The 20619-nt window shown below is 53.0% G+C and carries 26 protein-coding genes and 2 pseudogenes; 15 read left to right on the forward strand and 13 right to left on the reverse strand.

The window, feature by feature from the left end; translation table 11 throughout:
• The first annotated feature begins 29 nt into the window (after positions 1 to 29).
• Entirely contained in the window at positions 30 to 617 is a 588-nt protein-coding gene (locus tag J1G33_RS20310) for an NYN domain-containing protein (protein WP_223018616.1), read from the forward strand.
• A 41-nt stretch (positions 618 to 658) separates the two neighbouring features.
• On the opposite strand, the gene J1G33_RS27925 is transcribed toward J1G33_RS20310, so the two are convergent.
• The gene (locus J1G33_RS27925) at positions 659 to 1042 is read right to left on the reverse strand and encodes a hypothetical protein (protein ID WP_262416886.1); all 384 of its coding nucleotides are present in this window, start codon (positions 1040 to 1042) and stop codon (positions 659 to 661) included.
• Between the two features lie 99 nt (positions 1043 to 1141).
• On the opposite strand from J1G33_RS27925, the gene J1G33_RS27930 reads away from it, so the two are divergent.
• Complete coding sequence (locus J1G33_RS27930; RefSeq protein ID WP_262416887.1) at positions 1142 to 1276, forward strand: hypothetical protein; 135 nt, start codon at positions 1142 to 1144, stop codon at positions 1274 to 1276.
• A gap of 28 nt (positions 1277 to 1304) precedes the next feature.
• Here J1G33_RS27930 and J1G33_RS20320 read toward each other — a convergent pair whose 3' ends face one another.
• Positions 1305 to 2198 carry a LysR family transcriptional regulator gene (locus J1G33_RS20320; protein ID WP_223018617.1) on the reverse strand — a complete coding sequence of 298 codons (894 nt, stop codon included), beginning with the start codon at positions 2196 to 2198 and terminating at the stop codon, positions 1305 to 1307.
• A 106-nt stretch (positions 2199 to 2304) separates the two neighbouring features.
• On the opposite strand from J1G33_RS20320, the gene J1G33_RS20325 reads away from it, so the two are divergent.
• The 8 genes from J1G33_RS20325 to J1G33_RS20360 all read left to right on the forward strand — a co-directional run bounded on the left by J1G33_RS20325 (position 2305) and on the right by J1G33_RS20360 (position 11424).
• Entirely contained in the window at positions 2305 to 3120 is an 816-nt protein-coding gene (locus J1G33_RS20325; RefSeq protein WP_223018618.1) for a glucose 1-dehydrogenase, read from the forward strand.
• 12 nt (positions 3121 to 3132) lie between these two features.
• Positions 3133 to 4104, forward strand: coding sequence for an aldo/keto reductase (locus tag J1G33_RS20330; protein WP_223018619.1), 972 nt, complete (start codon positions 3133 to 3135; stop codon positions 4102 to 4104).
• Positions 4105 to 4175: 71 nt separating this feature from the next.
• The gene (locus J1G33_RS20335; RefSeq protein ID WP_223018620.1) at positions 4176 to 5180 is read left to right on the forward strand and encodes a hypothetical protein; all 1005 of its coding nucleotides are present in this window, start codon (positions 4176 to 4178) and stop codon (positions 5178 to 5180) included.
• Between the two features lie 1452 nt (positions 5181 to 6632).
• A complete protein-coding gene (locus J1G33_RS20340; RefSeq protein WP_223018621.1) occupies positions 6633 to 8198 on the forward strand; it encodes an EAL domain-containing protein in 1566 nt (521 codons plus the stop codon).
• A gap of 209 nt (positions 8199 to 8407) precedes the next feature.
• Positions 8408 to 8965, forward strand: a complete 558-nt coding sequence (locus J1G33_RS20345) for a hypothetical protein (protein ID WP_223018622.1) — start codon at positions 8408 to 8410, stop codon at positions 8963 to 8965.
• Positions 8962 to 9537, forward strand: coding sequence for a hypothetical protein (locus tag J1G33_RS20350; protein WP_223018623.1), 576 nt, complete (start codon positions 8962 to 8964; stop codon positions 9535 to 9537). The genes J1G33_RS20345 and J1G33_RS20350 overlap by 4 nt, the downstream gene beginning before the upstream one ends.
• Complete coding sequence (locus J1G33_RS20355; protein WP_223018624.1) at positions 9524 to 10120, forward strand: hypothetical protein; 597 nt, start codon at positions 9524 to 9526, stop codon at positions 10118 to 10120. Before J1G33_RS20350 ends, J1G33_RS20355 begins: the two co-directional genes overlap by 14 nt.
• 11 nt (positions 10121 to 10131) lie before the next feature.
• A complete protein-coding gene (locus J1G33_RS20360; RefSeq protein WP_223018625.1) occupies positions 10132 to 11424 on the forward strand; it encodes a hypothetical protein in 1293 nt (430 codons plus the stop codon).
• Between the two features lie 118 nt (positions 11425 to 11542).
• On the opposite strand, the gene J1G33_RS20365 is transcribed toward J1G33_RS20360, so the two are convergent.
• From J1G33_RS20365 to J1G33_RS20380, 4 genes and pseudogenes are all read right to left on the reverse strand, one after another.
• Positions 11543 to 12160, reverse strand: a complete 618-nt coding sequence (locus J1G33_RS20365; protein ID WP_223018626.1) for a DUF3617 family protein — start codon at positions 12158 to 12160, stop codon at positions 11543 to 11545.
• Positions 12161 to 12217: 57 nt separating this feature from the next.
• Positions 12218 to 12377 (reverse strand): annotated as a pseudogene (locus tag J1G33_RS20370) (DEAD/DEAH box helicase); the annotation flags it as partial.
• 56 nt (positions 12378 to 12433) lie between these two features.
• Entirely contained in the window at positions 12434 to 12895 is a 462-nt protein-coding gene (locus J1G33_RS28100) for a hypothetical protein (RefSeq protein ID WP_223018645.1), read from the reverse strand.
• 169 nt (positions 12896 to 13064) lie between these two features.
• A complete protein-coding gene (locus J1G33_RS20380) occupies positions 13065 to 13358 on the reverse strand; it encodes a zinc ribbon domain-containing protein (RefSeq protein ID WP_223018627.1) in 294 nt (97 codons plus the stop codon).
• 195 nt (positions 13359 to 13553) lie between these two features.
• Between J1G33_RS20380 and J1G33_RS20385 the strand changes: the two genes are divergently transcribed.
• Together J1G33_RS20385 and J1G33_RS27945 are read left to right on the forward strand one after the other, a co-directional pair.
• Complete coding sequence (locus J1G33_RS20385) at positions 13554 to 13736, forward strand: protein L (protein WP_262416888.1); 183 nt, start codon at positions 13554 to 13556, stop codon at positions 13734 to 13736.
• 158 nt (positions 13737 to 13894) lie between these two features.
• Positions 13895 to 14017 carry a hypothetical protein gene (locus J1G33_RS27945; RefSeq protein WP_262416889.1) on the forward strand — a complete coding sequence of 41 codons (123 nt, stop codon included), beginning with the start codon at positions 13895 to 13897 and terminating at the stop codon, positions 14015 to 14017.
• A gap of 184 nt (positions 14018 to 14201) precedes the next feature.
• Here the strand turns inward: J1G33_RS27945 and J1G33_RS20390 are convergent, their stop codons facing one another.
• The 4 genes from J1G33_RS20390 to J1G33_RS20405 form a co-directional block, all read right to left on the reverse strand.
• Positions 14202 to 14555 (reverse strand): hypothetical protein, encoded by a 354-nt coding sequence (locus tag J1G33_RS20390; RefSeq protein WP_223018628.1) that lies wholly within the window; start codon positions 14553 to 14555, stop codon positions 14202 to 14204.
• A gap of 798 nt (positions 14556 to 15353) precedes the next feature.
• Complete coding sequence (locus J1G33_RS20395) at positions 15354 to 16487, reverse strand: FAD-dependent oxidoreductase (RefSeq protein WP_223018629.1); 1134 nt, start codon at positions 16485 to 16487, stop codon at positions 15354 to 15356.
• A gap of 465 nt (positions 16488 to 16952) precedes the next feature.
• Positions 16953 to 17192, reverse strand: a complete 240-nt coding sequence (locus tag J1G33_RS20400) for a hypothetical protein (RefSeq protein WP_223018630.1) — start codon at positions 17190 to 17192, stop codon at positions 16953 to 16955.
• 140 nt (positions 17193 to 17332) lie between these two features.
• A complete protein-coding gene (locus tag J1G33_RS20405; protein WP_223018631.1) occupies positions 17333 to 17710 on the reverse strand; it encodes a hypothetical protein in 378 nt (125 codons plus the stop codon).
• Between the two features lie 516 nt (positions 17711 to 18226).
• Here J1G33_RS20405 and J1G33_RS27950 point away from each other — a divergent pair.
• Positions 18227 to 18277, forward strand: a pseudogene (locus tag J1G33_RS27950) (hypothetical protein); the annotation flags it as partial.
• 42 nt (positions 18278 to 18319) lie between these two features.
• Here J1G33_RS27950 and J1G33_RS27955 read toward each other — a convergent pair.
• On the reverse strand, positions 18320 to 18445 hold the full coding sequence (locus J1G33_RS27955; protein WP_262416894.1) for a hypothetical protein: 126 nt from the start codon (positions 18443 to 18445) through the stop codon (positions 18320 to 18322).
• 49 nt (positions 18446 to 18494) lie between these two features.
• Here J1G33_RS27955 and J1G33_RS20415 point away from each other — a divergent pair, with 49 nt between their 5' ends.
• Both J1G33_RS20415 and J1G33_RS20420 read left to right on the forward strand, forming a co-directional pair.
• Positions 18495 to 19025, forward strand: coding sequence for a hypothetical protein (locus J1G33_RS20415; RefSeq protein ID WP_223018632.1), 531 nt, complete (start codon positions 18495 to 18497; stop codon positions 19023 to 19025).
• A 170-nt stretch (positions 19026 to 19195) separates the two neighbouring features.
• On the forward strand, positions 19196 to 19495 hold the full coding sequence (locus tag J1G33_RS20420; protein WP_223018633.1) for a DUF3144 domain-containing protein: 300 nt from the start codon (positions 19196 to 19198) through the stop codon (positions 19493 to 19495).
• Positions 19496 to 19617: 122 nt separating this feature from the next.
• On the opposite strand, the gene J1G33_RS20425 is transcribed toward J1G33_RS20420, so the two are convergent.
• Together J1G33_RS20425 and J1G33_RS20430 are read right to left on the reverse strand one after the other, a co-directional pair.
• Entirely contained in the window at positions 19618 to 19914 is a 297-nt protein-coding gene (locus J1G33_RS20425; RefSeq protein WP_223018634.1) for a hypothetical protein, read from the reverse strand.
• A gap of 308 nt (positions 19915 to 20222) precedes the next feature.
• Positions 20223 to 20477 (reverse strand): hypothetical protein, encoded by a 255-nt coding sequence (locus J1G33_RS20430; RefSeq protein WP_223018635.1) that lies wholly within the window; start codon positions 20475 to 20477, stop codon positions 20223 to 20225.
• Positions 20478 to 20619 lie beyond the last annotated feature (142 nt).

Here is a 20619-nt window from a genome sequence, read left to right on the forward strand (position 1 = left end):
CGACCAAGCGTCATCCATGGAGTTAGGAAATGGCAAAGAAGAAGAAAGCATCTGCACCTGTCCCTTCGGTTAGGGAAGGCAGTGCACGGCCACATGCGGAGTTAGTAAATAATGGCGTTCATGTTTTTGTGGATGACCAAAATCTGTTCTGGGGGCTGCTAAATGGCGGGCAAAGTCGTGCTTACAGAATTGATTTTGGGCGTCTGTTGCTTGCTGCTGCGAAAGATAGTTCCGGTAAGGCAAGATTTGTGAAAAGCGCGTACATAGCCGGGGTAATCCCAGATGAGGATTCATTCTGGACGGTGGTGGAAAAGCAGGGCTTCGTTATAAGGCGCGGTTACCTGAGTGGCAGTCCTGGGCAGCAGCGTTCAAAGCAGGATGATGCCTTCCTGATCACAGAAATCACATCTTCTCTATACGAACAAGATGGTCCCTCGACGATTGTTTTGGTTGCTGGTGATGCGGACTATGTGCCGCCTTTGATAAGGGCAAATGAAAAAGGTTGGCGAGTCGAGGTGGCATTTATCGACAGGGGGCTGTCCTCATCTCTGGACCCCGTTGTACATGAGTTCAGAACAATGTCGTCAGCGGGAATTCAGCTTCTTCCAAAGAAGTAGAATTCTGGCTAGAGGTGCCTCTTCGGTGAAGATCGTTAGGGTCAGGCCGCCTGGCTGTCAAGCTTCGGCGGCCACTCCGTAAATCCGACTGTTGGTGCTTTCGTCTTCGGGTTGATGATCGGCTTACCCTTGGCACCCACCAGCACGGCCTTGGCCCTGATCCGCATGTCGCGGCACCTCAGGGTTTTGCGGGCCAGCTCAATGAACTGCTCGGCATACTGCGGCGCGTCGAACAGCGGCGAGAGCTGGCGGATCGTCCCCCATGATCTTCTCGGTGCGCTTGGCGACCAACTCCAGCCATTCGGCCTCAGGGATCGGCTCGACGCCGCCGGCGCTTTCGGGTTCTTCCGGGTGCCGGCCGTTTTCTCGCGAGCCTCGGTCTTAGCGACATCGAGGATCATTCCAAACACTGCAAAGGTGCTCATGGGTATCTCCAGGCGTGCGCCTGCCTCGCCGGCTGGCGTGATTCGTTGATATGGGGTATTACGGTTGACCGGCATGCAGCCGGATCAAGGAGAGGGCAGATGTCTCAAAAAGCTAAAATCATTGCGCTGGAGCATGTTGTATTTCAACTTCTGAAAGAGCTTGAACTAAGAGGCGGTATCAGTTCTGACATGATCTTGAATAGCGCTCTGGGATCAATAAAGAACAATGCCTAATAAATGCGCGGAGGCATTTAGTCATTTTTCAGTCGAGAAAACGCAGCATGTCTATTACGGTGGTTAAGGCGACCGGATGGTTTCTGCGATTGGGATAATAAAGATAGAACCCTGGGAATGCTGGGCACCAGTCAGCGATGACTCGTTCCAGATACCCGGCGGCAATATGCCCAGCAACTTCCTGTTCAAGGGCAAATGCTATGCCAACATGCGCCAACGCCGCTTGTACCATCACTCTTGCATCATCGAGTATCAGCGGGCTGTTCACCGCTACAGAGAATATCTGGTCTTTTTTTTGAAATTCCCACTTGTAAAGCTCCCCAGAAAAACTCTTGCGCCACCCGATGCAACGATGGTTGAGCAGATCCTCAGGATGTTGCGGTTTTCCATAGCGTCGAAAATATTCAGGAGTTGCAACTATGGCGAATCGTTGGTCCGACGTGACGCGCACGGCCCTCATATCATTTTGCAGGTCCTTGCCAAGCCGGATGCCGGCGTCAAACCCCTGCTCGACGATATTCGTGAACTGCTCTTGCGCCACAATTTCCAGCGAGATGCCGGGATAGTCGCTGGCCAGTCGGCGCATCTGCGGGACTATGACCAATTCTATGGCCGTTCGCGGCGCACTGATGCGAACCAAGCCATGCGGCTGGTCGCGAAACGCGTTGAGCCCCTCTAATGCGGTTTCGATATCGGTAAACGCCGGGGCTAGTTTCCCTAACAAATACGTGCCTGCTTCAGTCGGTGACACGTTGCGCGTGGTCCGGCTCAAGAGGCGAATGCCCAACTGCGCCTCAAGCTCACGCATCGCGTGACTAAGGGTTGGCGGTGTAACGCCAAGCTTGGCGGCAGCTCGTCTAAAACTGTGCTCTTTGGCGATGGTGACGAAGGCTACCAGCCCAGGCAATTCGGTTTTCTTCATTTGATTGATATAAATAATCTAATAGTGAAGTAAATTTCCAATGGTTAGTCACATAATCCATAAAGTCCTAGGATGGTAACTCGTTTAATTTCACGGGTTCAATGCCATGACTAAGCACGTAGATTCTGCTCGCACTGCCGGGCGTAAACATCTTGAAGGCAAACTTGAAGGCAAAGTAGTACTGGTGACCGGCGGGGGGACCGGTATCGGGCGCGCTGCCGTGTTGGCCTATGCCCGCGAAGGGGCAAAAGTGGCGCTGGCGGGCCGTCGTTCTGCAGAAATAGATGCGACCGCTCATGAGGTCGCGCTGATGGGAGGAGAAGCGTTGGCCATAACTGCCGACGTTTCGCGGGAGGAAGATATCCGACGCCTGATCGCTAGGGTCAACGATCACTACGGCAGGCTGGATGTGGCATTCAATAACGCTGGTATTCTCGGAAATTTTGCCCCCATCACGCAGCAGACAAGCGCGGATTTCGATGAGGTAATCGCTATCAATCTCAGGGGCGTATGGCTTTCTGTCAAATATCAGGTGGAGGCTTTTCTGGTTCAACGCACCGGTGGCGCCATCATCAACACTTCTTCATGGCTCGCCAAAGGCGCATCTGTCGGCTCCTCGAGTTACTCCGCTAGCAAGGGAGCACTCGACGCGCTGATCCGCGCGGTAGCGCTCGAATATGGCGATCAGGGCATCCGCATCAACAACATCAATCCAGGCATCATCGACACGCCTATGGCGCACAGTAGCCTGCCAGATGCATCTGCCTTTATGCCCTTTATCGCTCACACCCCAGTCAAACGTTTAGGTGAACCAAAAGATATCGGCGATGTGGCGGTATGGCTTGCCAGCGATGACGCCCGCTTTATCACCGGCCAAAGCATCCTTGTGGATGGTGGCTACACCATCGCTGGCTTACGTTGAGGGGATAATTCAATGAACTATATTCGTCTGGGTCGGAGCGGACTGAAAGTTTCCCAGCTTTGTTTGGGCTGCATGACTTATGGAGATTCTGCCTGGCGCCCTTGGGTACTTAAAGAGGATGAGGCCCGCCCTTTTATTCAGAAAGCTCTAGAGGCTGGCATTAACTTTTTCGATACCGCCAATATCTACTCCAGAGGTGAAAGCGAGCTCATTCTCGGCCGCGCGTTGCGCGACTTCGCTCGCCGCGATGATATGGTCATCGCTACCAAAGCATTTTTTCCGATGGACGACCAACCCAATAACCGAGGCCTATCGCGCAAACATATCATTCATAGCGTAGAAGCTTCGCTGCAGAGACTTGGGACGGATTATATTGACCTGTTCGTCCTGCACCGTTTTGATACAGAAACACCGATTGAAGAAACAGCCGTGACGCTCGATGCTCTGGTGCGAGCGGGTAAGATCCGCTACCTCGGTGCTTCTTCGATGCATGCCTGGCGCTTTATGAAAATGCTGGCGTTTCAGCGCCATAACGGGCTCGCTTCATTCATTTCTATGCAAAGCCAATACAACCTTATAACTCGCGAAGATGAAGAGGATTTGATACCCCTGTGCTTAGAAGAAGGCATTGGCCTCACACCCTGGTCGCCATTGGCGCGCGGCCTACTGGCGGGCGCGAATAAACTCGATACGCCGCGCGCGCAAACTGACGAGCAGGCTCCTCAGTGGTATGGAGGGCGGGCTGAAGTGAAACAATCAGTTGCAGTTGTCGAGACGCTATCTGCCACTCGTGGAGTAGCACCCGCACAAATAGCGCTGGCGTGGTTGTTGGCCCGGCCCGGCGTGGTGTCGCCGCTGGTTGGCATGTCCAAGCCACATCACCTGCAGGATGCCGTCGAAGCTCTTTCCCTGAAGCTGTCAGACGGAGAGATGACGACGCTCGCAGCACCGATGCAACAACATCTTCCCATTCGTCGCTGGTAGCTTCTAGTCGCCGGGGAGCCACCCCAGGACTCCAGCATTACTTGACGTCGCCCAATCAAAGGAGGTGCTAAATGTCATATTGGACAAAAAATTCTTCGGCACGGTCTGCGCTACTGGCTCTGGTGATGACAATATCAACTGCGGCCGCCTCCGCAACTGCCGCCGAAACTGCTTGCTCCTCAACCAGCATGGAATTGCCACCAGAGGCGCGTTATCCAAATGGCATCGCCCGAGCATCTGATGGAACGTTGTATATCGGCCTGATCACCAGTGGTCGCATTTTACGCAAACGCCCAAACGAGAATTGGGAACAGTTCTTTGCTGGCGCCGATACTGTGTTTGCCTCAACAACCCTAAGGCTGGATGAGCGGCATGGGCTGTTGTGGGGAAACTCGCCGGACTTCCTGCCTGCGGGCAACATACGTCCTCATCGTATCTTCGCCCTGAACTTAGCCGATGCTACGATCAAAATGAGCCTGGCACTGCCGGATGGCAGCATGGGCAATGACATCGTCCTCGCAAAAGACGGCACGGTCTTTCTGACGGAAACCAAAACGGGCAGAATCATGAAACTGCCGCCAGGCGGCAACAGTTTCGAGACAATCTTCCATGATATACGCTTGGTCGGCCCCTATGGCATTGGCGCCTCGGGTATTGTTCTGCTGAATGACAAAACCATGGCGATCGCCAATTTCGGAACTGGAAAGCTCTACACCCTGACCTATGGGGAAACCCAGCCAGGCCAGCTTTCTGAAATCATGTTACCGCGAACTATTGAAAACCCTGATGGGATGGGGTTGGCTCCGGACGGTGCGTTGATCGTACTCGAAAACGGAATCAGAAGTGGACAAGGCAGAATCCTGCGCATTCTCAGACCTGGCGCAGCAGGTATGCACGGCATCGAAGTCATTCGCGAAAACATGGATTCACCGGTCAATTTGGATATCACTCAGCTAGGGTGTGCGTTTGTCACAGAGTCCCGTATTCGCCATCGATTACTCCCCGGGCACGAAGCTGACGTGCCCGACAGCTTTCGCGTCTACCAAGTCCCACTACCGTTATCCACTATTCAATAACTGAGGTGGGGTAAAATCAAACCGGCGTTAACCCACTGGGAAGGCTTTGGCATGCGTACATGGCTTTATCACAGCAGCGAATACGATTCTAATTGACATAGGATCTCCCGAAGCGAACCTGTCACCCCAGTGGGAATAATCCGGAAGGCCCTTTTACATTGATTTCACCGATACAACTTCTATATATCGATAGTTCTTTTTGGCTACTTTTATCGCTTCTTGCCCTGCAAGCAGGGAGCTCAATGTATTCGATTCGTAAATCAATTCGAATGTTTTGCCTTCGAACTCATTGCTAATACGCAGTGTTACCTTCAATCTTGGCGTAAGCGCCTTAGCAACCTTACTTTTTTGTGTAGGTTCACCGGCTGAGTCGGTCCCAAATCGAGCTTGGACGCTACTCAGCGCGAATTTATGCTCTGCTGGCTCGGGGCTGCCGAAGAGAGCTCAGCGCATCTCTTCTTCAGTCAATTCTAGATTCATGTGATTTCTCGTTGATATATGTTTAGCTGATCTACTGGTCAACTTTCTGGAGTGACTATGAGCAAGTACATCACCGATCTGGCCGTGGATCTGATTCGCAATTTCAACGATGTGCTGCTGTGACACGAGCGCCTCGACCCTTTGTATGAGAGTGATGGTACACGCCTTTTCGTCGCGACATTTTCGTTACTTTTTTTAAATTTTGTGGCCTCTATCTCGTTAACCCTAATGACCCCCAGGAAAATGAGGTTTAATCGCAGACGCGCGAGATCGCCTCGGCCACGGATGGCACCTCCTTGAGCGCACTTGGGCTCACAAGTGATCGGACCACGCTTTAGCCTGGAATTAATAATTGCCGTGTCTATGATTGTATTTGCCACAAGCTTTGCCTGAAAGTTTTCAGTCCATACACGATTTACGCGTTCGCGCGAAGCCAGCATTGATGAAGTTTGTTCCGCTGATTCGTAAGCCTCTGCCAAAGTCACCTTGCATGGCTGAGGAAGATAGACGTTCTGCCACAGCAAGAACCGTTCTTAACGGCACACTCTGAGGCTGTGACGCTGTCCAGACACATTTACGGCAAAGTCTGGCCAACGTATGACTGTGCAGATCACCGGTAGTAGCAACGAACTTGAACGTCCAGTCGGTTGGGGATTGGCGGCGTTGGCTCAGACTAGACTGGAGTGCTGACGGCTCGGGGCAAGTTTACGGTACAGGTTTTTCAGATGCGCGCCTCAGCTAGGCGTGGTGAAGTACGTGCCACACACCATCAGTCTCAGCATTAAGTGATCTATCTGGGGAGTTGATTTTTGAATGAGCTATGAATACTTTCATATGAAATCTGAGTGCTCATACACCCCCAAGCAAGGATGTACTGGCGAGGCAGAGCAAGCCAACCCAATTTAGTCGCGTTAAAATGTGGCCCTGAAGTTTGATCAATAAGTCATTTTCTCGATAGCTAAGGAGGGCTCAATGCGGTCAACTGTGATCTGGCAGGGCGTAATTGCGAGTGCTCTCGTCACTTGTTTGGCGTTTGGTTTGATGGGAAGTGTCGGATGGCTGATGACGCTTGGCAGCGCCGAGCTCCAGCTTCAAGGAATTGCAGATTTACTGTCCCTGCGCGCCCAGTCAACACTTCTTGAGGCTCCCGGTACTCTGAAATCAGTTGCGTCCGGCGATCTACTTCCTTGTAGCCCGGAAAGTATCGACCAGATGCATCTGATTGCAGTCCACACACTATCAGTAAAATCAGTAGGCTACATCCAAGAGGAAATATTTCTCTGCAGCTCTTGGGGGATGATCGGGAAAAAGGTCGACGCGTTGCCGGCATACTTTACAACTGACGATAGTGTAAAAATCTCAATTGCTTTATCGCCTTTTCTTGAGTCAGCCAAGCCACTTATGGCTATTGAATATGCCGCTTTTAACGTTCTTATCGATTCTGAACAGATGCTGGATGTGCTGTTCGATCATCGTATCAGGCTTGCGATAGCTACGACTAACAGCGATCTCATTCGTGCCAGCAGCGAGAGCAGTGGAAGTATCGTGATATTGGCGCACTTAGGGCCGACCACAGGGCTAAGGGATGGTTACCTCTACACGTCAATCCGCCAAGGTTCCTGGATAGCGGTCGCAGCGATACCCCGCGCCGAACTGTTAAGTATTCTTCTCCGTCATTCGCTATGCCTGCTCCCGCTCGGTGTATTAATCGCTGGAGCATCAATATTCGGTATCGTTCGAATATCGAAGCGACGCCTATCACCGGTCGCTGCACTTGAGCGCGCGATTAAGAATCGTGAATTCGTCGTGCATTACCAGCCAATCATTGAACTTGAGTACGGGCGATGTGTAGGGGCAGAGGCTCTGGTGCGGTGGATCAAGCCCGGTCACGGGGTGGTGCCCCCTGATTTATTTATCCCTCTGGCAGAAGAGAGCGGATTGATTCTGTCCATTACCGATCAGGTAATAAATCAAGTAATGCGCGATGTGGGGGATTCGCTTGTGACGCATCGTTCAACGCATGTCGCTATCAACTTGGCAGCATCCGACGTTTCCAGCGGACGATTCATAAACGTTCTAGAGAAGAAAAGGGAGCAAACCGGTGTCCTCCCTTCCCAAATTTGGCTAGAAGCAACTGAGACTGGGTTCATGGATTTGAAACCGGCAAAAGAAACGATGAGCAAAGCTCGTGCGTTGGGTTATGTAACTGCACTGGATGATTTCGGAACGGGATATTCCAGCTTGCAAAATCTCCAACAGCTGCCGCTAGACATCCTGAAAATCGATAAGTGTTTTGTTGATGGTATTTCTCAACCGAAGGCGGCATTGATGCTGATCGACCATATGCTCGAAATGGCGGACTCGTTGGGCATGGCTGTTGTAGCTGAGGGAGTTGAGACAGTAGATCAATTGGCTTACTTACGTGACCATAACGTCCGCTATGCCCAAGGTTGGTTGTTCGCCAAAGCGATGAGTGCTGAAGCGTTCATCTCCTATCTGGGCACGGACATCCAGAATTTTGCGTCAACAAGTGAGTGAGTAATTAAGCCTTTTTTCTCGTTTGCCCCTATGTAGCATCCAGGAGCCTGTAAGCAAAGGGTGTATATTAGTTCGTCGAGACTTCCTGGTAGGCTTGGTGATTGAGTTGCAGCAGCGCGCAATCAAGTGATAATGTCACGCTAAGTTTCCAAAAGTGGGCGCTTGGTTTGGTCAGCAGAAGTTTATTCGAACAGTGGCGGACACGTGCGATGGCCGGCGTTGGTGGGATCGCCGCGATAATGGCGAGCTGGGGAATCGGGCTGTTCGAGGTCAAGGAAAAGCCGCTTCCTCCTAACCTGCCTGTAGGCCAGTCTGTTGCTGCGGGCGAGTGGTGCTTGCGCTTCGACCGCGCAAGCCTGAGCGACCACCTTCCTAATGGGGATGTCATTCAGCTCGGTCGCAAGGCGATCGTGCTGGAGTTGCAGGCAACCAATCGGACCGCTCGCACCAGCAGTTCGTTTCTGCAGTCGATCAAACTGGCGACGCCGGTCAGCGGCGTCGATGCATGGCCGACAGCCTATCTGTTGCGCGATCGCGCAACGACCACCGAATTGCAGCCAGGGTTGCCGGAACAGATCGCCTTGGTCTGGACGTATCCCGCCGCAGAACACGCAACTGCAGGCGTGCGTTTCGATGTCGCGGCCAAGAACTTCAAGCCATTCGACAATCTCTACGCGCAGCCGATCTGGACCGCTCCGCATCCCGTCGGAGTGGTCGAGCTGCCCCTGGCTGCTTCGCGGCCCGACGTGTCCGCAGGTGATTTGTGAAACGCCTTGCGGGAGCTGCCATTCTTCTGATCGGCTTTGTCGCCCTCGCGGAAATGCGCTGGACCATTCCGCGTTACGACCGCATCACTGGCCCGATCGCTTTTTCCGGGAAGCCCGGCGAATGGGTGAATGCCGATAATCTCGTCGTCACGGCCGGACCTGCTCGTCTTGCCCGGGCGATCCGCTTCAAAGCGATGGGGAAGACGCAATTGCGAACCAGTGGCGGCCTGTGGCTGGTGATCCCGGTGCGATCACGGGTGGAGCGCGCGACTGCGCATCTGTTCGGCCGAATCTGGATGACCTCCGACGGTCGACGCTATCGTGCAAGTGGCCGCGCGGAAAATGGATCTGCGGTGCTGTCTTTGGCCAAAACACTGCAGCCTGGCCTGGAACGCAAGGATCTGGTGGTGTTCGAACTACCGATCGAGCTTGCGGCGGGTGGCGGCACGCTGCTGCTGTCGGAACAAAGCGACCCGCGCCTGACGGCCGAAGCGCAGATCCGCTATCCGGCCATGGCGGTCGGTTCAGTGACGGACCTGCTCGACCTGGATGCGCTGCATGCCAATCTCTGAATCCGACGTCAACCAGCGCATCCACGAGCGGCGCATGCGCTGGCTCGCGATGGCCGCGTTGGTGGTACTGGTACCTTGCACAGTTGTCGCGACCGGTTGGCGCGACCTGAGGGAAATTCTCCACGTACGCCAATTGCATCCGGTCGATGTCGCGCCAGCGCAAGGTGCGGACTACGCCGAGGCCAGGGTGTGGCTTGTGGGCCTCGACGTCCTTCCATTCAATGCTGGGCTCCCGACCGACCGAACGTTTATCAGAACGCGGCTGCTTGTCGAATTGCGCGATCCGTATCTTGGGCGCCGATGGCTGGACTGCAGGCTGGAAGTCGTCGACGCCGCAGGCCACTCCTGGGCGGCAATCGACACGGTGCCGGACCTGTTGCAACGCATGACGGCCAAGCCGGGGGAGCCGAAGGGTACCCGTTGCGGCAGCTTGGCCGTGTCCGATGTCAAACCGGGACGCGAGGTCGTGATCGACGCGTATTATCTGGTGCCGCGTCCGCTGCCGCCGGACCTGCGGGTGACGTTGAGCACCCGCGAAGGGCGTCCGGCCTATCTGCGCTTTGCGCAAGGGGGAGAGCGATGAAGGAGATGCGCATGCGCATCGGAGCGCTTACTCTAATTCGCGACACATTCCGCCTCTGGTTCCGCTATCTGCCGCAGTTGCTTGCGCTGTCGCTGGCCGGAGCGTTTCTCGAAGAAGTGCTGGTTCAGGTCGCGGTGTGGCTCGGCTATCACAACAGGCTTGCCGGACTGCTGTCGTTGACCTTGGTCGTGCTCGTCAAGCTGGTCATCATCGTGGTGATGTTCGAGACGCTGCGCCCGGCATTGCCCGCGATCGTCGGCGTGTCGCAGGCGGCAACGCCAGAACCGCATGAGCAGGAGCACGACCTGGGCACGTCGGGCTGGCGACAGCTTCCGGTGATCGTATCCCAGGCGCTGGTACCGTTCTTCGCCTACTACGCCGCCTGGGGATTTCTCGGAGACACGATCCGCGCCTATGCGCGTGAGGGACTGTGGCAGTACGATCCCTCCGACCCGGTGTATGGCGGCTTGTTGTTCGACGTGTCAGGTGGCTGGTGGCTGGTCGCATCGGTCGCCTTGCTCTGGCTTATCCGGCGCGGCGCGAAGCGTCAGAAGGCGCGCAGCGCGCATCCGGCATGGAGCGTGCTCATCGTGCTGTGCGAGGCTGGCTGGACATTCGTCGGCCTGTACGTGATCACCGAATGGCGGGGCGGCGTGTTCCGCTGGCTCGCCAGCCTGCGCATCGCCGATATCGCCAAGGAATTGTGGCAGGGCATCAGCCATCCGATCAGGATGGCGCAGGCGGCGATTCCGGGACCGGTGGAGCAGACGTCGGCCGGGGTCGCTGACATCTTGGTCGGGATCTTCTTTTCTGCCTTGTTGCCGATGGTCTGGCTGGCCTTGGCCGCACTGATCTACCGCTACGATGTGCATCGTTCCGAACTGAAAGTGCCGGGCGCATGGGCGGGTAAGGTCGATGGCACGATCGGCCTGTGGGGAAAGCTGCCCGGATGGTTTCGCGACTTCATTGGGCATTTCTGGGCGGGTACGGTTTCGCGCTATCGCGCGGTGGCGAACAGTGTTCACCTAGCCGGTGCGACTGGCCTGGGAACGCTGGTCGCGCTGATCGTGCTCTATCGTGGGTTGGATTGGGCCACGGCATGGGCCTGGATGGGCATCACCCGCCTGATCGGGCCGCATCCGCAAGTGGAATGGCAGGCGATAGCCGATCAGATATCCATCATCCTGGGCACACCGAGCGACCCCGGCGACGGCATCCTCCCGCAGACGCTGAAGATCTGCCTGCTCGCCGCGACGCTGGAGCGCAACTTCCAGGCAGGCCGCACTTGGCGCGCGTTGAAGTAGCCGAGCGCTTTGAGCCATCTTTTAGCCTAGACCGGCCGGAGGCGCGTTGTGGCGTCGACGCATGCTGCGACCTTCGACGGCCGCTACGCAGCGCACTTAGGGGAAGTCAATGCCAGGTCTATGTCGCTGCAGGACGCTGGCAGTCGGGTCGGTGGGCATGACCATCGTTCGCATAAGCGTGGTGGTGGACTTGCGAAATCGCAGGTGTTAACGCACCCCACGGGTGAACCTGAAGGAACGCACCGCGTGACGACGATGACTCCATATAATCAAGGCTTCGCAAACGCATGGCGGGCAGCGAATGAACCAAAAAAGGCGCCTCGACAATTGACTGTCGCGGCGCGGCAGAGAAGGGGAGCTCGATTCGGCGCTGGGTGCCGACCTTACCATACCGATCAGGATGATCGCGCTCAGCCCGCGCCGGCGCCTTGGTGTCGCCTGCGTTGATCTCGTCCATTGTGCAATGCATCTTGTCGTCGATCTTTCCGTCGTTCATGGTGAAGGTGTCGTAGACGCAGTTCTTCTGCATCGGCGATGCGTTGCTGAAGATGCTTGTGCGATCGTTGATCTGTTCCGTGGTCAGGCAAACCTTGGCGGTGCTCGGCGGTACCTTGGGCGATAAGCGGCGTGTTGGGGGGGGGGGCCGCCGTTGGTCTCGCTGCACCTGCTCCCTAAGGACGTGTACAGGAGTAACAATGCACATCACGCTGCGTCCGATTTGCTGGGAGCGGTTCAAAAAACGGTCCCGAAGGGCCGTAAGTGAAACGTAACGCACGGCGATAAGCTGCCGGTCCTATGCGACATCGACAGAATCACCGTCTTGATTCAGGACATCAAGCCGCGATTCTGGCACGTCGCCTGAGGTGGACTGCGAGACCATTGATCTTCTTTGCCATCAGCCGCAGGCAGGTCAGCTGCGAAGAGCCGGCGTAGCCAAGGTAGATCAGTCGCACAGCCTCAGCCGAACGGTATGGCCCTGTGATTCAAGCTTGCGGGCCGCTAAACGCTTCTATGCCGTCAGGCAGGGCGTTAAGTTGGCAAAAAATAATGCCATCTGATCGCGCTTCAGTTGCTTACGCAATAGGTGTTTGCCTCGCTCGTTCATGCCATGGATCTGGACCACGTTTTTGACCAGGTCGATACCAACAGTTTGATTTCCATGGCTGATTACCTCTTTACATAAGTGGATGGTGACAAGGTGCGTGACTGGCCTTACGTCACTCAACTCCCATGCGAGCCAGCCATCTTGAAAATAGGTTGCACATGCCGCATGCACGTCGCCGAAGATGAAGGGACGCATGGCTTTTACGCGCATAATTGCGACGGCAATGCCGCTATCGTCCCCATCGTTATGGAGAAATCGCTCGCTTTCCACAATCAGGAGATCCTCGGAAGGATCTAAGTCTGGATGCCAACGAAGGACTTCGAGGATTTTCTCACCAAGCGATTCGGCCGCCAGTGGGCCGTACAACTCATAAAGCCTTTATGGTTCTCTCCTAAAAATTAGACGCTTGGAAAATAGTCGCTTCGATAATATTCCAGTTACGGTGTATTGCCCGGACAGTTACATCCGATACGTTTCTTGGGGCAATAAAAACCGACTGTAGGCGGTTTGTTTTGTGTGTTTGTTTCGGCGGAGACTAGGAAACCTGCTTCAAATCGCTGCCGCAGTGCTTGCACTTGGACGCCTGCATTTTTACGAACCCTGAGCAGCTAGGGCAGGTCCTCTCCCCGCTAGAGCTAACGAGAAGCCCCTTCTTGATAAACGAAGGTTTTTCTGGGGCTGGCTTGATTATTAGGTGAATGACTAGGCTGAGAACAGGAAAGAAAAACCAGACCAAAAAGCCTTCAAAAGCAGATCTATCCTGTGCATTTGCCGCCAAGAATGTAAGGCCGGCAACAATAATCAAGCCAAATACGATCAGCTGTGACATATCAATCTCTCTTTAGATAAGGGGAATCTACCATTTCCTCAGGAAGCGCCAAAGCCCCGCATGACCGTGGTACTTCGGTTTCGTGGGAGGATCCAGGCTGTCCAAGCATCCAGCATGGATGAAATGCCAGTAACCGAGTTGAAGGTTAGCGTAGTAGCGTTGTGCCTCCCTTGTCGCCCAAAGAAAGGAATCACAATGGCGCTCTTTACCGAAGAATCATTGCAATACCTTGAAAAAGCCACCCAAACATTACTTGGCGGAGTGCATTGGAATTCATCGTTTGAGCCTGGAGAGAAAGTGCTCGTTTCAGGAGTCTATCGCTGCGAGGGCTGCGGTGATGAAATCACCTCTAAAAAAGGGGAACCATTCCCACCCTAGAATGAACATCAGCACCTTGGACTATTCGGAAATAAAGTTGAGTGGCGCTTGATCGTACAAACGCAAACGAAAGATTAAAGGATTTCCCGTTCCTACGTATCCAAGCCCAATGACTGGCATAGCGTCAAGATCAGCGCGTTTATGACCTGGAGTTAGAAATGAGTGAAGATGTTCAAGTGGAAATGTCTGCTTTTGATGTGGGCGTAATCAACGCATTGGGCGTTATTGGTGCTGCTCTTAAGGCGTCGCCTGGACTCAATAACGACGCTTTGAAAAAATAGCCCAGCATATGCTTGACCAAAAAGTTCCATCCCCGTTCCGGGGCCCTGAAGCGGAAGAGGCTTATGAAAGACCTCTGAGGGTCCTAATAAGTGATCAGACCCCAATCATGAAATAGCTCGGCCAAGACCAGTCAAAGCATTAACGTCCAGCCGGACTGCTCTTCAGCATCGATCAGTGTCGACTTTAATTATCATATCGAGTACGGGTCTGAGGATCGTACAGGGGCAACCCAAACTCTAAGCAAATATCAATAATCAGGTTCATATTGTCTCCCGTCATACCGTAACAATCTGCTCGAAAAAACTGAGAGGTCGCAAATATCTCAAATGCCTGTTGCCCTTTTTGCCAGCTCGACTCGCTCGTTGACACCCAGCTTAGAGCCAGAAATACATCTCTAATCCTATCCTTTATGCTTTCAATTGGAATAGGCTCTAAGTCGCAGATATACTCCCCGTTCGAAAGTCGATGATATATATCTTGATGATAAAAATTATGTGATTCGTCTTTGTACTTCCAAAAATTTAGATCGTAGCTCATTTGACTTTCCTACTCATCCCAGTTTATTGAAGATGGTGAGCCGACTCTTACGCTCTCGTTATGGACCGCGGCGCGTAGATGGAGGTGAAAAGCAGGATCGCCACCTGTGTCTGGATGGCGAAATAAAGCACGCTTGATGAATTCGGTATCAACAACAATAGGGCCGAACTCCGCAAATCGGCTGGAGAGCTCATAGGCGATTGGAGGCGAGGCAATCGTCGCCATCGTGTCAATGATGGGATTCTCCTTCAAATTCGGGGCTGCAGTACTATCGAAGTGCGGAAGGCTTTGACCTGTCGCCCCCCCAGTATGGGAAGCGAGCGTCGACGCTCAGCCTCGAACTGAGCAGGCCAAGCCTCATCTGGGTTTATAATGGAAACTTCGCCAAGAGCATCCCGAGCATTTTCGGCCTTTGACATCACGGCTCCTTCATCGATGCATGGCCAATGCGATATTTCAGCTGTGCCATGAAGCGTATTCTCATAGATTTATTGCAGTCCGATAAGGAGCTGGTAGCAGCGAAGCCTTTTGGCCTGGCAAAGATGATCGGCCCGGTGTGTTTCGAAGAAGCTAGCTTGCTGTTCCATGCATGGTAGCCAACTGCGCCAGAACAAGATATTCGTAACGTGATGCAGCGGGCCGCCAATCATGGCCTCAGACCAGTCTGATAACGCTTGTGACCCGATGACCATCTTTAACCCGAAGTCGCCATGTATGGGGTGGCTCGAACGCCATAAAATAAAGATGGCGCCACCTTCACGGCCAATTGCAATTTCCTAAGGCATTAGACCAATTCAGCTAAAGTCTCGTCTTGCCCAGTACCGCCATCCCGCCTAGGCGCCCCATCTCATCTGAACATTTGGCGCTCTTACCCTGACAACCAAAAGCCACCGCGACATGATTTGAAATTAGACCTATCTGCGGCAAGCCCGAATCGCTGAAGGTGGTCATGCAGGGCACGACGCGTCTTGCCTCGAACCGCAGGTCACGAATACGGTCAAGGATTTGTGCCTGCAAATAATCGGCCACGCTGTATGAGCCGCCAGACCGAAACCATTCCTTGATGCTGGCCTCGTCTTCAAGTTCAACATCAACCGGATCGCCTCCGAGCTTCAGCCACACGTGACCATCGGGATAGGCAATCGGCGGTAGGATATATTGAGATATTCCACTGGGCCCGAAATAACGCATCGATGGCATGTCAGCCAGACGTCGAGCCTCCGACTCCCCCAAGCGAAACATCGCTGCTGTACGTGCAAGGACCTTGAATCCGAACGTCTTACCAAGCAGAGAAGGCGTATGACCACCCGCCGTCACGAGAACACGCTCGACCGTGACGCTTCCTGACTTTGTTTTGATCGTCACTCCAGAACTACATTCCGAAATACCCAATGCTGGCTCGTTGACGAAGCATGCACCAGCGCGCCGAGCAGCTACTGTCTGTGCCTGAACGAGGCGTCGCGGACTGATGTAGCCAGCATCTGATGATTCAAAGACACCGCGCATATGCTTGACTGTTCTCAAGAAAGGAAATCGCCCAGCCAGCGCCTTATCTTCAAGTGATTCGTAAGGCACGCCGTTAGCGTTAGCGATCCCTTCGATGAGCGCTACATCGGGGCTATCGAGGGCTCCGATGTGAAGAACACCAACTTCTCGGTAGAAGTCGATGCCGCTCTCAGCAGCTATTTCGCCGTAACGTGATATCGACGCCTGATTCATTTGCATCCAATATGGGTGCAGTTCCAATCTTCGCGTGATGCGGCCCTCGTCATAATGACTACCAAAAACCCCTCCGTGAGCCGCATAGCTGGTGGTAGGTTCAGGCGGTCCGATAAGAAGAACTTTGTGGCCCATCTTGCTTAAATGGCGGGCTGCTGCCGACCCAATCAGGCCACGTCCTAAGACAGCAATTTTGAGCGCTTTGCTCTTCACGTTATTTACCTCGTATCACGTTTATGCCTCGCAGTCATTGCTAATGCTTTCAGGCGAAACAGAAATGATTGGTTTAAGTGAGAAGGTCGTTAGCGACCGAGTCATTTGGTAACTGGATCGAAACTCCTTGGCTTGAATAGTCAGTTCCTCAGGACATACATTTCCACTATAATTGATGGGCTTTGAATAGCTGTAGCCGGCGCTAAGAGCCGGGGGAGGAGGGGGGCGCTCAATTCTAGGAGGGATGTATCTGCATTGAGTAAAATCGCCTATTTGTGAGTAATGGCCAAGGCCGCTTCAGTCATCAATGATATCAATCACTTACTCATGTTTTAATCGCCAAAAAAGCATTTTTCCATTTGACCGATGATTCCATAAAGAGCACAAACAGCCTATCTATGCATGCAGGCATTGGCTTAACTGCGTCAGTGACGTCATCACCGATGAATCAATGTTTATAACGTATTATTTTTTAATCAAAAGAAGAGCAGGGCTGTTGGTGCGCGGGAGAACCTTGCTGGCCATGTTACTCAATGAGCGAATTTGCTCGCAATGTTCGAACATCGCCTTGCTGAGCTCTTCGAGATCCCTCACAAAAAAAGGATCATGGACCCGCGCAGACTCTTTTATGTTTGAAATAATCTCTGCAAGCAAGAGGTAATTGTTGATCTGACTTAATTCAGTAACGAAATGGTTGCCGCTCATTGGCCTCTCCAGATGTTGCCTCACATAGACATATGACGTTCGGAGTGGTCTTTAAATTACTCGAAGCGACGAACGGTACGGAATGATTTCAAGCTTCGTGCACTGCTATCTTGAATCTTCTAATCATCGTGTAGAGGTTTCTACTCAAAAAGCGGTAGAGACCGCCAACTGATGGAGATTTCCGAGTACCCCTCCTTCAGTAAAATCAGGCGTTTCTCCGCAGTTGTTAAAGGCGTCCGGCGGTACTTGCAGAGCTTTTGGCTTTCAAGAACGTAGATGATATCTTCAGCAGCGGCAAATTGACACGCAATGACTAGCGTCTGTTGCTGACCATTCAGTTTGTAATGGATCTCTGCCAATAGATCAAGACCGTCATTCAGATCATCACATATGACCTTAGCGAGGGGTTCGTAGTCCCAGCGCAACTGAGGGATCGGCCCTTGGGCATCATGAATTTGGTAAATCGGATCCGTTCCTTTGCAAAAAGGGAATGTTATTTTGACTCTATACCTCTGCATGGATGCCCTCCTTGCCTACGTGTAATCCCATCAGCACCTCCAACGCCCCAAGCCCTAGGTTATATACGAAAAGAGTGCTGCCGCGTACAACTCAGGCTGCTGGCCGGTATGATCATAGTTGCGAAACTCCGGGCCAGCTTGTCGCTCAACTTAACCGGATCGTCGCTTTTTTTGCCATGAAACAGTGATCTGACAAAAAGCAATGGCATCAGGAAGGTGTGTTGCTCTGACGGTCAAGACAATCCGGTCTCCTGTACCTGACCCCATATCAGGTAAGGTGCCATGCTCCAGATCTTTTAGATCTCAAAGCGAAATGCGACGCTGGCTGTTTTCACTGCTACTGTTCTCGTCCACCGCGTCCCACGCTGAGACTTGGGTCATTACAAACCAAGTACATCAAGTGTCCGCACCTTCTGGCACTCGAGTCATCCTCTTGGACCAGTGGCGCCTTGAAGAACAGCCTCCCAACAACCATCCGCCGATTCAATCCGGGCACAAGCGACTATTCAGCGCCATTTGGGCAGCGCTGCTGGCAAGCATCTGCAAAACGAGCTGGTCCAAGCCCAACAAGGCGTCACAGACGCTTGGAGGCTGCGATGCGAAAAGCCCTCAGTTGTGGTCGTTGGCCACTTTTACTCGGTGCGGTACCAGTTCGTGAAGCTCCAGCTTGAAGTACGGCTCACGGCCCAGACCGTCGAGTGCTTCCACGCCAACCAGCGCGTGGCTAGGGTGCAATGCCTTTTTTGTATAGACTCAGACAATCTTTTTGAATGCTAGGAAGACTATGAAGCACCCTGATATACGCTGCCTTCCACTGGATAGCCCGCGCTGGGCCGAATTGGACCATGCTTATGGGTATGCGTCAGACATTCCAGTGCTGCTACGCGAAGTAACGGCGACTGTACTTGGTAGTGACCTTGCAAAGACCTGGAATGATATTTGGAGTGCTTTGGCGCATCAGGGAGATGTCTACACCGCTTCGTTTGCCGCAGTGCCTCATGTAATTAACGCGCTTTGGACATTTCCAATGTCAACAGATTACAACTACCTCCATTTCGCAGCTTTCGTAGAAAGCCGACGCCAGCAACTAAAAGTTGAAGTCCCGTCTGACCTATTGCAAGGCTATAGCGCGGCGATCGCATCCCTACCAGCGCTGGTTGCCGAGGCCGCAGTTGGGGATTGGAGTGAGTACCACCTTGCCGGCGCCCTAGCAGCCATTGCTGCGGCAAAAGGTTCGGGGCTACTGGCAGAAGTATTATTGGAAATGACGCCGCAGGTTGCCGAGGAGTTTATGGATTGGCGATACTCAGTCTAAACTTGAATGCCGCGCTCCTATAGGGCCGAATGAACGCTCTACTCATGGTTCTACTGCGAAGTAAAAAGATACGGGCGGCACCATCTGTGTCGTGCCATCGATGATGCATAGCCGGTGCATGAAGTATTCCAATTACGGAATTTCCAAAAATGATAGATAGGTACCCAGCAATGCCAGATTCCACCGATGAAGCATTCTATGATTGTGCAGACGCGCATATAAATTTGGCGAACGAGCAACTTAGGGAGTTCGGAGATCTTGGCAAGGTAAGCGCGTCGATGATGTTTGGCACTACTCGATTCAGTGCTTGGGTGAGCACTCGCAACTTCAAATCAGGCGAGGAAATGGCGCAGGCTCGCGAAGCGATGTTGAAGTATTTTTGTGAGCAGTACCGGATGATGCTTGAGGATAATCTAGACGACTATATTAACAACTTCAGCAGGTACATGACTGCAAAGAAGCCTGATTGATCTTGGTTGCTTTCGGTGATTGACTGCTTTTCGGTAGTCGATCTCGATGGGCTGCTACTGACCAGAAATATGCTGGCTGCAACTTATTGATTTCCTACGCAATTAGTTCAATTGCTTCCTAGTTAGGTCGTTCCAGCGCCCCACGCCCAATTACCGCCAATAACAACGAATATCTCGGATGTCAAAAAGCGCGCTCGGAAAGCAGCCTGTATCGAGTTCCTGATATCGTTTCGCACGGCAGCCGCGCTGGTGCCGTCAAAGAATCCCATCGTAGACGTAGTGGGAATGACTACATGGCGCCCTTCATCTGCCTTGACCACTCTAGCCAGGCCGATACGCTGAAGATCCGCATATGCGTTCTCGTAATCTTTCGAGGAAGCATTCTTCAAATCAAAAGTGCAATAAACCAAATAGCTCATAACGCAAACTCATGGGAAACTTAAACCCGAGGAAAACGGGGGCCGGACTATGGAGTAGCCGGCTCACCCAAATTTTAGAAACCTAAGGTCGCAACTCTGCCTACTGGGTGTGGCATGCAGAAGAGCATGTCCGGCAGCCGTTCGACTGAGGGTAAGTGTTGCGAGCCTGACGCACGGCAGTCACACAACTGCTGTGTTGACCCAAATCAAGGCGGTTCTGCAATGTCGGCAAGAAAATGCATGAACTGGTATGCACCTCATGATCGCCATTGTTTTGGGCATTGCGGTTAACGTAATACTGAGCCATCTCACTCACCACGCTGTTTATTCGATTGAGCGAGTACCGAGGCCGCGAGGGTCTTGGTGGTGGCGTTGTATTTGTTACTGTCGAGGACGTGGCTTGCTTTGGTCTCCATATCGGTACCAGTTTGTTTACCGCTTGAGGCTTGGGCCATAGCCGACCCCGCCAATTCTTTCTGAATCGCGGAGGAGCTATCGCTACGCAGGATTTTGGAGGCTAGGCTGGCCAAGGGGGTCGAGGTTTGTTTGGTATTTTTAGGCACGGTTAGGTGCTCCTGTATTTACATAAAAATTTCTTAAGCAGGAGCAACCCTTGAGCGGAAAACCGAGCCGGATAGTTGACATCCAAAGTCGGATTTTTCTCTAATGTGCATCCCACCGATGTTCGCATTGGCTCAGGGTGAG

It is taken from the genome of Pseudomonas sp. P867 (assembly GCF_019891455.1).
In the GTDB taxonomy this organism is placed as follows: Bacteria; Pseudomonadota; Gammaproteobacteria; order Pseudomonadales; family Pseudomonadaceae; genus Aquipseudomonas; species Aquipseudomonas synxantha_A.

Excerpts from the sequence above, each read along its gene's own strand:
- J1G33_RS20310 (WP_223018616.1), top strand. The coding sequence starts at position 30 with ATGGCAAAGAAGAAGAAAGCATCTGCACCTGTCCCTTCGGTTAGGGAA.
- J1G33_RS27925 (WP_262416886.1), bottom strand. The coding sequence starts at position 1,042 with ATGAGCACCTTTGCAGTGTTTGGAATGATCCTCGATGTCGCTAAGACC.
- J1G33_RS27930 (WP_262416887.1), top strand. The coding sequence starts at position 1,142 with ATGTCTCAAAAAGCTAAAATCATTGCGCTGGAGCATGTTGTATTTCAA.
- J1G33_RS20320 (WP_223018617.1), bottom strand. The coding sequence starts at position 2,198 with ATGAAGAAAACCGAATTGCCTGGGCTGGTAGCCTTCGTCACCATCGCC.
- J1G33_RS20325 (WP_223018618.1), top strand. The coding sequence starts at position 2,305 with ATGACTAAGCACGTAGATTCTGCTCGCACTGCCGGGCGTAAACATCTT.
- J1G33_RS20330 (WP_223018619.1), top strand. The coding sequence starts at position 3,133 with ATGAACTATATTCGTCTGGGTCGGAGCGGACTGAAAGTTTCCCAGCTT.
- J1G33_RS20335 (WP_223018620.1), top strand. The coding sequence starts at position 4,176 with ATGTCATATTGGACAAAAAATTCTTCGGCACGGTCTGCGCTACTGGCT.
- J1G33_RS20340 (WP_223018621.1), top strand. The coding sequence starts at position 6,633 with ATGCGGTCAACTGTGATCTGGCAGGGCGTAATTGCGAGTGCTCTCGTC.
- J1G33_RS20345 (WP_223018622.1), top strand. The coding sequence starts at position 8,408 with ATGGCCGGCGTTGGTGGGATCGCCGCGATAATGGCGAGCTGGGGAATC.
- J1G33_RS20355 (WP_223018624.1), top strand. The coding sequence starts at position 9,524 with ATGCCAATCTCTGAATCCGACGTCAACCAGCGCATCCACGAGCGGCGC.
- J1G33_RS20360 (WP_223018625.1), top strand. The coding sequence starts at position 10,132 with ATGCGCATCGGAGCGCTTACTCTAATTCGCGACACATTCCGCCTCTGG.
- J1G33_RS20380 (WP_223018627.1), bottom strand. The coding sequence starts at position 13,358 with ATGTCACAGCTGATCGTATTTGGCTTGATTATTGTTGCCGGCCTTACA.
- J1G33_RS20385 (WP_262416888.1), top strand. The coding sequence starts at position 13,554 with ATGGCGCTCTTTACCGAAGAATCATTGCAATACCTTGAAAAAGCCACC.
- J1G33_RS27945 (WP_262416889.1), top strand. The coding sequence starts at position 13,895 with ATGAGTGAAGATGTTCAAGTGGAAATGTCTGCTTTTGATGTGGGCGTA.
- J1G33_RS20390 (WP_223018628.1), bottom strand. The coding sequence starts at position 14,555 with ATGAGCTACGATCTAAATTTTTGGAAGTACAAAGACGAATCACATAAT.
- J1G33_RS20400 (WP_223018630.1), bottom strand. The coding sequence starts at position 17,192 with ATGAGCGGCAACCATTTCGTTACTGAATTAAGTCAGATCAACAATTAC.
- J1G33_RS20405 (WP_223018631.1), bottom strand. The coding sequence starts at position 17,710 with ATGCAGAGGTATAGAGTCAAAATAACATTCCCTTTTTGCAAAGGAACG.
- J1G33_RS20415 (WP_223018632.1), top strand. The coding sequence starts at position 18,495 with ATGAAGCACCCTGATATACGCTGCCTTCCACTGGATAGCCCGCGCTGG.
- J1G33_RS20420 (WP_223018633.1), top strand. The coding sequence starts at position 19,196 with ATGCCAGATTCCACCGATGAAGCATTCTATGATTGTGCAGACGCGCAT.
- J1G33_RS20425 (WP_223018634.1), bottom strand. The coding sequence starts at position 19,914 with ATGAGCTATTTGGTTTATTGCACTTTTGATTTGAAGAATGCTTCCTCG.